We start from the raw sequence: 13137 nt of genomic DNA on the forward strand, positions 1-13137 counted from the left end.
CGGCGTGCCGTCGGTCACGGGGTTCGGTGTGACCGGCGACCAGCCCCTAGGCTGATTGCGTGGACTGGAACGACTACGACGCCGCGTTGTTCGACCTCGACGGAGTGATCACGCCCACCGCCGAGGTCCACGAGACGGCCTGGGGCCGGATGTTCAGCGACTTCCTCGCGGGGCACCCGGACGCCGAGCCCTACACCGACGCCGACTACTTCGCGTACGTCGACGGCAAGCCGCGCTACGAGGGCGTGCGCTCGTTCCTCGAGTCGCGCGGCATCGAGCTGCCGTACGGCGACCCGTCCGATGATCCCGCGGCCGAGACCGTCTGCGCGCTCGGCAACCGCAAGAACGACTACTTCCGCGAGGTGCTGCGCACCGAGGGGGTCGAGGCGTACCCGGGCTCGATCCGGCTGCTCGACGCCCTCGAGGAGCGCGGCGTCAAGGCCGCCCTCGTGTCCAGCTCGCGCAACGCCCGGCCCGTGCTCGAGGCCGCCGGCATCACCGAGCGCTTCGAGGTGATCATCGACGGCGAGGTCGCGGCCGCCGAGCACATCGCCGGCAAGCCGCGTCCCGACACGTACGCGGCGGCCGCCGAGCGCCTCGGCGTGCCCACGCAGCGGTCGGTCGTCCTCGAGGACGCCGTGTCCGGCGTCCAGGCCGGCGCCGCCGGAGACTTCGGCCTCGTCGTGGGCGTCGACCGCGGCGCCGGCGCCGAGACGCTGCGCGAGAACGGTGCCGACGTGGTCGTCTCGGACCTGGCGGAGCTCCTGTGAGCGAGCGCGCGATCCTGGTGGCCCCGTGCCGTCGCTCCCACTCGGCGGTGATCGCATGAGCGAGCGTCAGCGAGTGAGCCATGCAGATCTCATGCCGGCGGCCCCGTACCGTCGCTTCTCCACGGGGGTGACGGCATGAGCTCGCACGAGGCCCCCCTGGCGGACGACTTCCTCGACCGGGTGCGCTGGCCCGCCGATCCGTGGCGGCTCGTCGAGACCGCGCCCGACCAGACCGACCTCGGCGTCACCGAGACGCTCTTCGCGGTGGGCAACGGCTACCTTGGCATGCGCGGCAACGTCACCGAGGGCCGCGACTCCCACACCCACGGCACGTTCGTGAACGGCTTCCACGAGACGTGGAAGATCCACCACGCCGAGGAGGCCTACGGGTTCGCGCGGGTCGGCCAGACGATCGTCAACGCCCCCGACGCCAAGGTGATCCGGCTCTACGTCGACGACGAGCCGCTGCTGCTGAGCGTGGCCGACCTGCTCGAGTACGAGCGCTCCATCGACTTCCGCGAGGGGGTGCTGCGGCGCGAGATCCTGTGGCGCACCCCGTCGAACAAGCGCGTGCGCGTCGTGGCGACCCGCATGGTGTCGTTCGCCCAGCGCCACCTCGCGGTGCTGGAGTTCGAGGTCACGATGCTCGACGACAGCGCGCCCATCGCGATCTCGTCGCAGATCCTCAACCGTCAGGACGGCGAGGACGAGTACCACGTCCGTTCGAAGTCCATGGGTGAAGGACACGACCCCCGCAAGTCCGAGGGCTTCGACCGGCGGGTTCTCGAGCCGCGGCACAGCTGGGGCGACGCCGACCAGGGACGGGTGTCCCTGGGCTTCCGGTGCTCCGACAGTGGCATGACCCTGGCCGTTGCGGCCGACCACCAGCTCGAGACCTCCCTGGACTACACGACCCGGGTCCAGGTCGAGGACGACCTGGCCAAGGTGACGTACCGGATCGCGGCCCAGCCGGGCGAGACGATCCGGCTCACCAAGCTCGTCGCCTACCACACGTCCCGGGGCGTTCCGGTGCGCGAGCTCGTCGACCGGTGCCGCCGCACGCTCGAGCGCGCCGCGCAGGACGGCGTCGCGCAGCTGCACGAGGCGCAGGCCGGTTGGCTCTCCGACTTCTGGGCCCGCTCCGACGTCGAGGTCCCGGGGCACGCCGCCATCCAGCAGGCGATCCGCTGGAACCTCTTCCAGGTGGCGCAGGCCAGCGCCCGCGCGGAGGGCGCGGGCATCCCCGCGAAGGGCGTCACCGGCTCGGGCTACAGCGGTCACTACTTCTGGGACACCGAGGTCTACGTCCTGCCGTTCCTGACCTACACGAATCCCGACCACGCCCGCAACGCCCTGCGCTTCCGGCACAGCCTGCTCGAGGCGGGCCGGCGCCGCGCGCGTGAGATGTCGCAGTCGGGAGCGCTCTTTCCCTGGCGCACGATCAACGGCGAGGAGGCCTCGGCCTTCTTCGCCGCGGGCACCGCGCAGTACCACATCGACGCCGACATCGCGTATGCCGTGACGCAGTACTACCTCGCCACGGGCGACGAGGACTTCATGATCCGCCAGGGCATCGACATCCTCGTCGAGACCGCGCGGATGTGGGTCGACCTGGGCTTCTGGCGCGACGAGGAGGTGGGCACGTTCCACATCCACGGTGTCACCGGTCCGGACGAGTACACCACCGTCGTGAACGACAACATGTTCACGAACGTCATGGCGCGGTTCAACCTCGGCGCGGCGGCGTTCGCCGTGAAGCGGCTCGCCGAGCGCGACGAGATCGCCTACCAGCGCATGCTCACCCGGCTCGCGCTCCAGGACCACGAGATCACCGACTGGGAGCGCGCCGCCCGCAACATGGCGATCCCCTACGACGAGGCGCTCGGCGTCCACCCGCAGGACCAGCACTTCCTCGAGCGGGAGGTCTGGGACCTCGACCACACACCGCTGGACAAGCGGCCGCTGCTGCTGAACTACCACCCGCTGGTCATTTACCGGTTCCAGGTGATCAAGCAGGCCGACGTCGTGCTGGCCCTCTACCTGCAGGGCCACCACTTCACGTCGGAGCAGAAGCGCGCCAACTTCGAGTACTACGACCCGATCACGACGGGCGACTCCACGCTGTCCGCCGTGGTGCAGTCGATCATCGCCGCGGAGGTCGGGTACCGCGATCTGGCCTACCGCTACTTCCTCGGCGCCCTCTTCGTCGACCTGGCCGACCGCCACAAGAACGCCACCGACGGTGTCCACGTGGCATCGACCGGAGGCGTCTGGGGCGTGCTGGCCAGCGGCTTCGGTGGCTTCCGCGACCACCAGGGCGACTTCTCGATCGACCCGCGCCTGCCCGAGGAGTGGGACGAGCTGACCTACCGCGTGACGCTCCACGGCACCCGGGTCCGGGTCACCGTGCGTCGCGAGGAGCTCGAGCTGTTCGTCGAGGACCAGCAGCCCGACGCGCAGGGCCGGCTCGTCGACCCCACGTTCTTCGTGCGCAAGCGCTCGATCACCGTGAAGCCCGGCGAGCCCGTCGTGGTGCCGCTGGAGGGTCAGGGCCCCGACATCGAGGGCACCCCGCCGCCGGTGTCGGGCCGCCGTCGCGCCGACGGCACGATCATCACGGCCATCGTCCCCGGCGGCTGAGCCCTACTCGGCGGGGGCCAGCGTGGCCGGCACCCGCACCAGGACGACGCCCGGGTGGATCTCGGCCGTGATCTCGCGGCCCTCGCCCACCGGGTCGCCGTCGAGCTGCATGGGAACGGGCTTCTCGGCCTTCACGTGCACGCGCTGGGCGCACAGGCGGGTCAGCCGCGCGTCGTTGGTCTTGCGGCGCGTGATGACGCGGGCCACGATCGACAGCCAGCCGATGAAGCGCTTGGGTGCCACGATCACGACGTCGAGCAGCCCGTCGTCGATCTGCGCGTCGGGCAGCAGCGGGATGCCACCCTGCAGGAAGCCCACGTTGCCGATCACCACGGTGCGGGCCCGGAAGTGGCGCGGCTCGTCGTCGTCGAGGGTGATCTCGACCTTGGTGCGCGGGAACGTGATCGCCTTGACGCCCGACACGAAGTACGCGAGGTAGCCGACGCGCTTCTTCAGGTCCTCGTTGACGCCCGTCATGATCATGGCGTCCATGCCCAGGCCGGCCATCACGAGGAACGAGGTCTCCGTGCCGCCGTCCGTGCTGAAGCTGGCCAGGTCGATCGCGCGGTCCTGGCCGCCGAACACGACGTCCAGGGCGTCCCGCGTGTTCACGGGGATGTCGAGGTTGCGCGCGAGCAGGTTGCCGGTGCCGTGGGGCAGCACGCCGATCGCGACGCCGGAGCGGGTCGCCTCCTCGCACACGGCGCGCACCGTGCCGTCGCCACCGGCGGCGATGACCAGGTCGACGTCGGAGTCGAGGGCCAGGCGGGTCTGGCCGTGGCCGGGGTCCTCGATGGTGGTCTCGAACCACTGCGGCTCGTCCCAGCCGTGCGCGGCGCCGACCTGGCGCACCTTCGCCTTGAAGTCCTCGATGTCGCCGACCTTGACGGGGTTGAGCACCACCGCGGCGCGGCGGCGGCCCGAGCCCGTGACGACCGCGAGCTCGGACGGCATCCGGCCGCGGCCGTGGACCAGGAGCTGCCACAGCAGGAGCGTGGCCGTGACGCCGAAGCACAGGCCCGCCGTGACGTCGCTGAGGAAGTGCACGCCCAGGAAGACGCGGTCGGCGGCCACGAGGAGGGCGAGCACGATCCACAGCGTCAGCCAGAGGCGCCGGCGCAGCCCGCGGCCCGTGACCACGATCGTGAGCAGGGCCAGGACGGTGAAGAACAGCCCGGCGCCGGCGGAGTGTCCGCTGGGGAACGAGTAGCCGCCGATCTCGTGCAGGGGCAGGTCCCACACCGGACGCTCGCGCTTCACGGCGAGCTTGATCAGCGCGTTGCCGGCCAGGACCACGACACCGGACACGACCACCCAGATCGCCACGAGCCGCTCGTTGCGCCACCACAGCAGACCGGCGAGCACCGACAGCACGATGGCGACGGTCCAGTTGCTGGTGACGATGGCGACGAAGTCGAGGAGGTCGACCAGCCAGGCGCGCGACGCCGAGACGTCGTAGGCCCACTCGGCGACCTCCTGGTCGAGGTCCATCAGCGGCTGCCAGCGGATCGACACCAGGATCGTGAGGACGACGAACACGACGCCGCCGATCACCATGAGGGCGGTCGGCAGGAGCGGCCGGTCGCCGTCGGCGCGGCGCAGGTCGATCGTCACTGCGGTCCTCTCGTCAGAAATGGGGCCCGCTCAGCGTAACCGCGCCGGGACGACTCGGCCGTTCACGCCTCGCTAGGCTGGCGGAGTGATCGATCCCCGACTGTTGCGCGACGAACCCGACCTGCTGCGAGCCGCCCAGGAGCGCCGGGGCGAGTCGCCCGAGGTCGTCGACCAGCTCATCGCGGCCGACGAGGCCCGCCGAGCCGCGATCGTGCGGTTCGAGGCCGTGCGGTCCGAGCAGAAGCAGCTCGGCAAGCAGATCCCGAAGGCGCAGGGCGACGAGAAGCAGGCGCTGCTGGCGCGCACGAAGGAGCTGAGCACCGAGGTCAAGGCCGCCGAGGCCGCCCAGGCCGAGTCCGCGAAGGCGTTCGAGCTCCTGCTGAAGTCCCTGCCGAACCCCACGGTCGACGCGCCCCCGGGCGGCGAGGACGACTTCGTCGTGCTCGAGGAGATCGGCACGCCGCGCGACTTCGCCGCCGAGGGCTTCGAGCCGCGCGACCACCTCGAGCTGGGCGAGCTGCTCGGCGCCATCGACGTCGAGCGCGGCGCGAAGGTCAGCGGCTCGCGGTTCTACTACCTCACGGGCGTCGGCGCCCAGCTCGAGCTCGCGCTCGTGCAGCTGGCGATGTCCACGGCCGCCGAGTGGGGCTTCACGCCGATGATCCCCCCGGCGCTGGTCAAGCCGCAGGCGATGGAGGGCACCGGCTTCCTCGGCCAGGCGGCCGACGACGTCTACCACCTGGAGAAGGACGACCTCTACCTCGTCGGCACCTCCGAGGTGCCGCTCGCGGCCTACCACGGCGGCGAGATTCTCCCCACCGAGTCGCTGCCGCGTCGCTACGCCGCCTTCAGCCCGTGCTTCCGGCGCGAGGCCGGGTCGTACGGCAAGGACACCCGCGGCATCTTCCGCGTGCACTGGTTCGACAAGGTCGAGATGTTCGTCTACACCACGCTCGACCAGGCGGCCGCCGAGCACGAGCGGCTGCTGGGCTGGGAGAAGGCGTGGCTCGAGAAGCTCGAGCTGCCGTTCCGCGTCATCGACGTGGCCGCGGGCGACCTCGGCCTGTCGGCCGTGCGCAAGTTCGACTGCGAGGCGTGGATCCCCACGCAGGCCAAGTACCGCGAGCTCTCGTCGGCGTCGAACTGCACCGAGTTCCAGGCGCGCCGGCTCGACGTGCGCACCCGTGGCGTGGCCGACGAGGGCACCTCGCACGTCGCCACGCTCAACGGCACCCTGTGCGCCATGACCCGCACGATCGTGGCGCTGCTGGAGAACGGCCAGCAGGCCGACGGCTCGGTGCGGCTCCCTGCGGCGCTGCACCCGTTCCTCGGCGAGGTCCTGCGGCCGATCGGTCAGGCGTCGGCGTGACCTGGCGCCCGAAGCTCGTCGCACTCGACGTCGACGGCACGATCGTCGACCACCGCAACGAGCTCAGTCCCGCGGTGAAGGAGGCGATCCTCGGCCTGCGCGAGCAGGGCGTCCCGGTGGTCATCGCCACCGGCCGCGCGGTGCCGGGCGTCTACGACGTGCTCGACAAGCTGGGCTTCCGTGAGGGTCTCGGCGTGGCCAGCAACGGCTCCGTGGTGTTCAGCGTCGACCCGTTCGAGGTCGTCCACACCACCACGTTCGACGCCCGCGAGGCCGTCAAGCGCGTGCTCGAGCAGGTGCCGGAGGCCCTCGTGGCGGTCGAGGAGGTCGGCATCGGCTACCGCGTGAACCGCGCGTTCCCCAAGGGCGAGATCACCGGCAAGATCATCCTCGACGAGGTCGACCGCATGGTCTCCCAGCCCGTCACCCGCGTCGTCGTGCGAGCCCCCGACCACGACCGCGACGAGTTCTCGAAGCTGGTCGAGGACCTCGGCCTCGACGGTACGAACTACTACATCGGCTACACCGCGTGGCTCGACCTCGCGCCCGAGGGCGTCTCCAAGGCGTCGGGCCTCGACGTCGTGAGCCGCTCGATGGGCCTCACCGCCGCTGACGTCCTCGCCGTCGGCGACGGCAGCAACGACGTCGAGATGATCCGCTGGGCCGGCCGCGGCGTCGCCATGGGCCAGGCCCCCGACGAGCTCACCGCGGTCGCCGACCACGTCACCGGCCCGGTCGAGGACGACGGCCTCGCCGAGGAGCTCTCGCGCTGGCTCGACTGACGCCGCGCCCCGGAGCGCACCGCTCGCCGCACGACAGTGGCCGCTCGTCGGTGTGCTCTGGCGCACACCGGCCGTGATGGGGCACCGTAAAGTCGTCGGCAGTTGTGACCTGCGACACCAGAACCCCCACCGCGCCAGGAGGCCCACTCGTGACTCAGACCGGCATCGACAACCTCGCCCACGAGGACCGCATCTTCGAGCCGCCGGCCGACCTGGCCGCCAACGCCAACGTCACCGCCGAGGCCTACGACCGCGCCGCGCAGGACCGCCTCGGATTCTGGGGCGAGCAGGCGAACCGCCTCACCTGGGACACGCCGTTCACCGACGTCCTCGACTGGTCGAACCCGCCGTTCGCGAAGTGGTTCGTCGGAGGCAAGCTCAACGTCGCGTACAACTGCGTCGACCGCCACGTCGAGAACGGCCTGGGCGACAAGGTCGCGTTCCACTTCGTCGGCGAGCCCGGCGACACCCGCGACATCACGTACAGCCAGCTCAAGGACGAGGTGTCCAAGGCCGCGAACGCGATCACCGAGCTCGGCATCGAGGCCGGCGACCGCGTGGCCATCTACCTGCCGATGATCCCCGAGGCCGTCATCGCCATGCTGGCGTGCGCCCGCGTCGGCGCCCCGCACACGGTGGTCTTCGGCGGGTTCAGCTCCGACGCGCTCGCCAGCCGGGTGGAGGACTGCGAGGCCAAGCTCGTCATCACCGCCGACGGCGGCTACCGCCGCGGCAACCCCTCGGCCCTCAAGCCCGCCGTGGACGAGGCGATCGCGAAGCTCGGCGACGCAAGCCCCGTCGAGAACGTGCTGGTCGTGCGCCGCACCGGCCAGGAGGTCGCGTTCGACCAGGACATCGACGTCTGGTGGGACGAGTTGGTGGACGAGTCCTCGACCGACCACACGCCCGAAGCGTTCGACGCCGAGCACCCGCTCTACGTCATGTACACGTCCGGCACCACGGGCAAGCCCAAGGGCATCCTGCACACCAGCGGCGGCTACCTGACGCAGTGCGCCTACACGTTCGACGCCGTCTTCGACCACAAGCGCGACACCGACGTGTTCTGGTGCACCGCCGACGTCGGCTGGGTCACCGGCCACTCGTACATCGTCTACGGACCCACGGCCGAGGGCGCCACGCAGGTGCTCTACGAGGGCACGCCCGACACCCCGCACAAGGGCCGCTGGTGGGAGATCATCGCCGAGAAGGGCGTGACGCTCTTCTACACCGCGCCCACCGCGATCCGCACGTTCATGAAGTGGGGCGACGACATCCCCGCCCAGTTCGACCTGTCGTCGCTGCGCATCCTGGGCTCGGTGGGCGAGTCCATCAACCCCGAGGCCTACGTCTGGTACCGCAAGAACATCGGCGGCGACCGCACGCCGATCGTCGACACGTGGTGGCAGACCGAGACCGGCGCGCACATGCTCAGCCCGCTCCCGGGCGTGACGACGGCCAAGCCCGGCTCGGCCATGGGCCCGCTGCCGGGCATCAGCGCCGAGGTCGTGAACGACGAGGGCAAGCCGGTGGGCCACGGCGAGGGCGGCTACCTCGTCCTCACCGAGCCGTGGCCGTCGATGCTCCGCACGATCTGGGGCGACGACCAGCGCTTCAAGGACACCTACTGGGCGCGCTTCCCGAACATGTACTTCGCCGGCGACGGCGCCAAGAAGGACGACGACGGCGCCATCTGGCTGCTCGGTCGCGTCGACGACGTCATGAACGTCTCCGGGCACCGCCTGTCGACCACCGAGATCGAGTCCGCGCTCGTGTCGCACCCCACCGTGGCCGAGGCCGCCGTCGTGGGTGCCTCGGACGACACCACCGGCCAGGCCGTCGTGGCGTTCGTGATCCTGCGCGAGTCGGCGGGCGAGGCCGGCGGCACCGAGGAGGCGATCGTCGCGCTGCGCAACCACGTGGCCAAGGAGATCGGCCCGATCGCCAAGCCGCGCCAGATCATGGTCGTGCCCGAGCTGCCCAAGACGCGGTCCGGCAAGATCATGCGCCGCCTGCTGCGGGACGTCGCGGAGAACCGCGAGGTCGGCGACGCGACGACCCTGGCCGACTCCTCGGTCATGGACCTCATCACCGCCGGCCTCAAGAAGCCGGCAGCCGACCAGGAATGACCGCGAGTCCGGGCTGCGGCGGTCACGAAAGGCTGTCGCGCCCGGACTTGGGTACTCTCGGGCCATGACGAAGACCACGGACGACCCCACGATCGGACGACTCGTCGCAGACGTGACCCGCGACCTCTCGTCGATCGTCCAGCACGAGATCGCGCTGGCGAAGTCGGAGCTGCGTGTCAGCGTGAAGGCGGGAGGCATCGGCGTCGCCCTCGTCGCCGTCGCCGCGTTCCTGCTGCTGCTGGTCCTGATCCTCGCCTCGATCACCGTGGCGTACTTCCTGACGATGACCGGGCTGCACCCCGCCTGGGCGTTCCTGATCGTGACGGCGTTCTACCTGCTGCTCGCCGTGGTGCTCGTGCTCGTGGCCTGGACCCGCTTCAAGAAGGTGCGCGCGCCCGAGAACACGATCGGCACGGTGCGCCAGCTTCCGGGGGCCCTGAAGCCGGGCAGCCCCTCGCCGGGGACGCGCGTCAAGACCGCCGCGCGCGGCTGAGCAGGCCCAGCAGCGTCAGCGCGGCGCCGCCCAGCGCCACCCAGAGCAGCGTCGTGTCGAGCGACGCCACGATCCGGTCGGTCAGCACCTCGTGCAGCTCCCGGCCGTAGGCCGTGGCGGCCGCCTGGTCCTCGATGAACTGCGGCAGGGCCATCCGGCCCAGGACCCACCACGCACCCACCGCGAGCAGCACGCCGATCCCGAGCGCGGCCAGCGTGGTGGAGCGCCGACGTGAGACTGCGAGGGCGATCACCCCCGCGACCAGCGCGACCCCGATCGCCACGAGCGTCATGTCGCGGGCGCGTGAGACGGCAGCGACGAGGTCGGCCGGGTCCTCGTCGCTCACGGTGACCGGCAGCTCGGAGGGACCCGGGAGGGTGATCGGCAGGTCGACCTCGGCGATGGCCAGGTTCACCAGCGGCGCGACGTCGGCCCGGATGTCGGTGGGCGTCGGCTCGGCGAACAGTCGCTGGTGCGTGCTGCGGGTGGTGTCGCGCCAGGCGCTGCTCCAGTCGGGCGATTCCGTCAGGCGCAGGATCGACCGGCTGACGGCGGACGTCACCTGATCGTGCCACGCGATCGGCAGGCCGGTCTGGTCGGCGAACGCCTCGCCGGCGAGTGCCGCGGCGGCCTCCTGCACCTCCCGGTCGTCGCCGACGCGCGACGTGAGCTCGACGAAGCCGCTCTCGTCCTGGAGGTGCGCCGCGGACCACTGGGCGCCGATCGCGACGAACGTGGCCAGGGTCGCGACGCACCACAGCAGCGCGGTGGCGAGCGTGCGCATCAGGCGCACGCCCCGGTGTCGACGGTCGAGGTGGCCCGCGTGGCCGCCTGCGCGACGGGCAGGCTCTCCCTGGCGGTCACCGCGTAGCCCGTCTCGGGGTCGGACAGTGACGCGGCGAAGATGACGCCGATGACGTCGCCACGTGCCGAGAGCAGCGGGCCGCCGGAGTTCCCCGAGCGGACGAGCGAGCGGATCGAGAAGACGTCGCGCGACACGCGGCCGTCGCCGTAGATGTCGGGGCCCCTCAGGTCGAGCCGGCCGCGGACGCGCGCGGCGCGGGCGTCGAAGGGGCCGTTCTCGGGGAAGCCCAGCACGGCGGCGGGGTCGCCCTGCTGCGCGCCGGTGTCGAAGCGCAGCGGGGTGCCGTCGAGGCCCGGGACGTCGACGACCGCGAGATCGAGCTGGGTGTCGAACCACACCGGACGCGCCTCGAGCCTGCGGTCGCCCAGCGTCACCGTGGGCCGGTCGACGCCGGCGATGACGTGCGCGTTCGTCATGACGCGCTCCGGGGCGATGACGAACCCGGAGCCCTCGATCGTGCGCCGGCACTCGGCCTGTCCGAGCAGCCGCACGACGCTCTGGCGGGCCGAGCGGACCGACTTCAGGGCCAGGGTGGCCTCGTCCGGCGGCTCGGTGTCGGGGATGATCTCGGTCTCGAACGGATCGAGGTAGCGCGGGAAGACGTCGCCGGTGAGGGTGTCGGTGAACGCGCGCAGGGCCTCGCCGGCGCGCTCGGGCATGAGGTTGTCGACGCGCGCCAGCACGGAGGAGTCGCGCACCGCCGAGCTGACGTACGGCAGCGTGGAGGCGCTCACCGCGTAGCCGAGGGCCCACGAGGCCGCCATCACCACGACGGCGCCGAAGGCGGCCCCGAAGACGGCGTCGACGGCGCGACCGGGCCCGCGGCGGATGCGCAGCGACCGCCCGATGAGGGTGCCGACGAAGTTGCCGATGCCGGCCACGACGAACACCAGGACGATCGACATGACGGCCTGCATCGGGTCGCCCTCGCCCTGCGTGAAGAACCGCGGTGCCAGGGCGATGCCCAGCAGGAAGCCCAGCAGCAGGCCACCTCCGGAGAAGACGTTCGAGACGAACCCGTGCACCCACCCCGCGTAGGCGTAGACCACGAACGTCACGACCAGGACGACATCGAGCCAGTTCATGTCACTCCGGGATGGGTCGGGTCCGGGTGGCGTCCCAAGGGCGCTCCCACCCCAGGCGCTCGAACAGGCGGGCGATGATGCCGGCGGTGAATCCCCACAGGGGGACGTCCGTGCCGATGTCGAAGGCGGGTCCGGTCCAGCCCGAGGGGTGCACGACGCTGAAGCGCCGGTCGGGGTCGAGCAGCAGGTCGAGCGGCGTGGGCAGCACCTTCTCGACCTCGTCGGGGCTGTGCGCGTGCAGGGGGCGCGGGTCGGTCCAGTAGCCGAGCACGGGGGTCACCGCGTGGTTGCTCGGCGGCAGCCACAGCGTGGGCAGGGAGCCGAAGACGACGACCTCGGTCGGGTCGAGGCCGACCTCCTCCTGCGCCTCGCGCAGCGCCGTGTGGACGGGGTCGCGGTCGGTGGCGTCCTGCCGCCCGCCGGGGAACGAGATCTGCCGAGCGTGGCTGCGCAGCGTGGCCGCGCGCTCGGTGAGCAGCAGCTCGCGGCCCTGCGCGCCGTCGGCGAAGAGCATCAGCACGGCGGCGGGGCGAGCCTCCGGCGGCGGGTGGGGGAACCGGGGAGCGAGGTGCTCGGCCTCCACGGAGTCGAGCATCTCGGCGAGCGGGTGCAGCCACTCCGGCAGTCCGACGAGGGGAGCGGCCGCGTGGGAGGAGTCGGTCATGCGGGCCCCTGCGTGGTGACGAGCGCCTCGGCCACCTCGGGGTCGGTGGGACCCAGGCCGTAGGAGGGGCACCACTGCGCGACGGGGCAGGCGCCGCAGGCGGGCACCTTCGCGTGGCAGCGACGGCGCCCGTGCCAGATCACGTGGTGGCACAGCATCGTCCAGTCGCTGCGCGGGAACAGGGCGCCGACGGCGTGCTCGGTCTTCACGGGGTCCTTCGCGGTGGCCTCGTCGACCCACTCCCACCGGCGCACGAGGCGGGCGAAGTGCGTGTCGACGGTGATTCCGGGGACGTCGAAGGCGTTGCCGAGGACGACGTTCGCGGTCTTGCGGCCGACGCCCGGCAGGGAGACCAGGTCGGGCAGCCTCCCCGGGACCTCGCCGTCGAAGCGCTCGACGAGCGCGGACGACAGGCCCAGGATGCTCTCGGTCTTGGCGCGGAAGAACCCGGTGGGCCGGACGATCTCCTCGACCGCCGCGCGGTCGGCGCCGGCGAGCGCGGCGGCGTCGGGATACGCCGCGAAGAGGGCGGGTGTGATCGCGTTGACGCGACGGTCGGTGGTCTGGGCCGACAGCACCGTGGCCACCAGCAGCTGGAAGGGATTCTCGAAGTCGAGCTCGCACCGGGCGTCGGGGTAGGTCTGCGCCAGGACCCGGTTGATCTTGCGTGCGCGCCGTACGAGGGACGTGGCCGGACGCGAGGTCGCGGGCGTCGATTCGGCTGGCACG

11 protein-coding genes are annotated in these 13137 nt (G+C 71.5%); 6 read left to right on the forward strand and 5 right to left on the reverse strand.

The window, feature by feature from the left end; all coding sequences use genetic code 11:
- The first annotated feature begins 59 nt into the window (after window positions 1-59).
- Both B2363_RS13430 and B2363_RS13435 read left to right on the forward strand, forming a co-directional pair.
- The gene (locus B2363_RS13430) at window positions 60-770 is read left to right on the forward strand and encodes an HAD family hydrolase (RefSeq protein ID WP_286930798.1); all 711 of its coding nucleotides are present in this window, start codon (window positions 60-62) and stop codon (window positions 768-770) included.
- Between the two features lie 135 nt (window positions 771-905).
- Window positions 906-3410 carry a glycoside hydrolase family 65 protein gene (locus tag B2363_RS13435; protein ID WP_286930799.1) on the forward strand — a complete coding sequence of 835 codons (2505 nt, stop codon included), beginning with the start codon at window positions 906-908 and terminating at the stop codon, window positions 3408-3410.
- 3 nt (window positions 3411-3413) lie between these two features.
- Here the strand turns inward: B2363_RS13435 and B2363_RS13440 are convergent, their stop codons facing one another.
- On the reverse strand, window positions 3414-5024 hold the full coding sequence (locus B2363_RS13440; protein ID WP_286930801.1) for a YegS/Rv2252/BmrU family lipid kinase: 1611 nt from the start codon (window positions 5022-5024) through the stop codon (window positions 3414-3416).
- A gap of 85 nt (window positions 5025-5109) precedes the next feature.
- On the opposite strand from B2363_RS13440, the gene serS reads away from it, so the two are divergent.
- The 4 genes from serS to B2363_RS13460 all read left to right on the forward strand — a co-directional run bounded on the left by serS (window position 5110) and on the right by B2363_RS13460 (window position 9794).
- Window positions 5110-6393: a serine--tRNA ligase gene (serS, locus tag B2363_RS13445; protein ID WP_286930802.1), complete on the forward strand. Its 1284-nt coding sequence runs from the start codon at window positions 5110-5112 to the stop codon at window positions 6391-6393.
- Window positions 6390-7175, forward strand: coding sequence for an HAD family hydrolase (locus B2363_RS13450; RefSeq protein WP_286930803.1), 786 nt, complete (start codon window positions 6390-6392; stop codon window positions 7173-7175). Before serS ends, B2363_RS13450 begins: the two co-directional genes overlap by 4 nt.
- A gap of 149 nt (window positions 7176-7324) precedes the next feature.
- On the forward strand, window positions 7325-9301 hold the full coding sequence (gene acs, locus B2363_RS13455) for an acetate--CoA ligase (protein ID WP_286930804.1): 1977 nt from the start codon (window positions 7325-7327) through the stop codon (window positions 9299-9301).
- A 64-nt stretch (window positions 9302-9365) separates the two neighbouring features.
- Window positions 9366-9794: a phage holin family protein gene (locus B2363_RS13460; protein WP_181753422.1), complete on the forward strand. Its 429-nt coding sequence runs from the start codon at window positions 9366-9368 to the stop codon at window positions 9792-9794.
- Here B2363_RS13460 and B2363_RS13465 read toward each other — a convergent pair.
- Genes B2363_RS13465 through nth form a run of 4 tightly spaced genes read right to left on the reverse strand, consistent with a single transcriptional unit; the run spans window position 9772 to window position 13136 of the window.
- Window positions 9772-10587, reverse strand: coding sequence for a hypothetical protein (locus B2363_RS13465; RefSeq protein ID WP_286930805.1), 816 nt, complete (start codon window positions 10585-10587; stop codon window positions 9772-9774). The genes B2363_RS13460 and B2363_RS13465 overlap by 23 nt on opposite strands.
- Entirely contained in the window at window positions 10578-11744 is a 1167-nt protein-coding gene (locus B2363_RS13470) for a MarP family serine protease (RefSeq protein WP_286930806.1), read from the reverse strand. Before B2363_RS13470 ends, B2363_RS13465 begins: the two co-directional genes overlap by 10 nt.
- Window position 11745: 1 nt before the next feature.
- Window positions 11746-12408: an NUDIX hydrolase gene (locus B2363_RS13475; protein WP_286930807.1), complete on the reverse strand. Its 663-nt coding sequence runs from the start codon at window positions 12406-12408 to the stop codon at window positions 11746-11748.
- Window positions 12405-13136: an endonuclease III gene (nth, locus tag B2363_RS13480; RefSeq protein ID WP_286930809.1), complete on the reverse strand. Its 732-nt coding sequence runs from the start codon at window positions 13134-13136 to the stop codon at window positions 12405-12407. Before nth ends, B2363_RS13475 begins: the two co-directional genes overlap by 4 nt.
- Between the last annotated feature and the right edge of the window lies 1 nt (window position 13137).

Origin of the sequence: Aeromicrobium sp. UBA7512 (genome assembly GCF_002476985.1) — a bacterium.
Lineage (GTDB): Bacteria > Actinomycetota > Actinomycetes > Propionibacteriales > Nocardioidaceae > Aeromicrobium > Aeromicrobium phoceense.